Source organism: Pseudomonas sp. PDM27, from assembly GCF_019219205.1.
Taxonomy (GTDB): domain Bacteria; phylum Pseudomonadota; class Gammaproteobacteria; order Pseudomonadales; family Pseudomonadaceae; genus Aquipseudomonas; species Aquipseudomonas laurylsulfatiphila.
The window spans coordinates 1-1,163 of record NZ_JAHUWF010000029.1 but is presented as its reverse complement, the minus strand read 5'-3'; the positions used below and the strand labels follow the sequence as shown (position 1 = coordinate 1,163).

At 55.9% G+C, this 1,163-nt stretch carries 2 protein-coding genes; both read left to right on the top strand.

Annotated features, from left to right (window positions below; translation table 11 throughout):
• The coding region (locus KW838_RS29220) for a transposase (protein ID WP_218504372.1) at positions 1-291 on the top strand (291 nt) is incomplete at its 5' end.
• Positions 288-1,121 (top strand): IS3 family transposase, encoded by an 834-nt coding sequence (locus KW838_RS29215; RefSeq protein WP_218504371.1) that lies wholly within the window; start codon positions 288-290, stop codon positions 1,119-1,121. The genes KW838_RS29220 and KW838_RS29215, both read left to right, overlap by 4 nt.
• Positions 1,122-1,163: the final 42 nt, after the last annotated feature.

Genomic DNA, 1,163 nt, shown 5'->3' with positions numbered 1-1,163 from the left:
TATCGGGTTGTTACATCTGAGGAAAAAGCGGAAGCCATCCGCTTGGTAGTGGAGATGAATTACTCCATACCTAAAGCCTGTGAGGCCACCGGGGTGGGCCCTACGGCTCTGCGCCGCTGGGTTCTGCGCTGGCGTCGGGAGCAGGCGGGAATGTTGCAGCCAACCCGATTGCAGGATCAGGAGCTGATCGAGTCGTTGCAGGCGAAGTTGGCGCTGCTGGAAGCCGAGAACCAAGTGCTAAAAAAGCAATTGCCCTCTCATCTGAAGGTTCTGTTCGGTCGAGCCAAATGATTGATGGCATCAAAGGAAAGATGTCGATTCGGCGTATGTGCTCAGTGCTGGGTGTGGCCCGCAGCAGTTACTACGCCAAGCGCAAACCCAAGCCCAGGCGCTCTGACCAGCGATGCCTGGAGCGCAAACTGCGCGCGTTACATAAAGAACATCGCGAAGCGCTAGGTACTCGCGGGCTATCCAAAGAGTTAAGAAAAGAAGGCATTTTCATCGGACGCTATCGAATGCGCACGCTGATCAAATCCTTTGGTTTGCACCGGCGTAGACCGCGTTACGCCCATTATCGGCGCGCTACCAAGCCTGCGGTGGTGGCACCGAACATACTTGATCGGCGCTTCAACCCGTCCCGGCCAGACACGCTGTGGGCAGGCGATATCACCTATATCCGGGTGGGGAGCGGCTGGCTGTATCTGGCCGTGGTAATGGATCTGTTTTCGCGCCGGATCGTGGGATGGGCTTGCTCACGAACCGCTGATGCCGAGTTGTCTGTCAAAGCGCTGAGACTGGCGGTAGCGCTACGCCGTCCGATGCCTGAGTTGCTATTTCACTCAGACCAGGGTTGTCAGTACACCGCCGAACGATTTGTTGAATGCTTGGCAGAAAGCCGGATCGTCCAGAGCATGAGTCGTCGGGGTAACTGCTGGGATAACGCGGTGGTCGAGCGCTATTTCAGGACGTTGAAGCACGATTGGATGCCGGAAGATGGCTACCACAATCATTTCGAAGCAGAGAAGGATGTGATGGGCTTCATCTCCCATTACAACCATCGCCGTTGCCACTCTGCCTCGAACAACTTGCCGCCTGCGCTGTATGAGCAACAGGCGGCTTAATGCTCCTACAGAGCGGTTCAAAAAAAATGAACCACTACACCG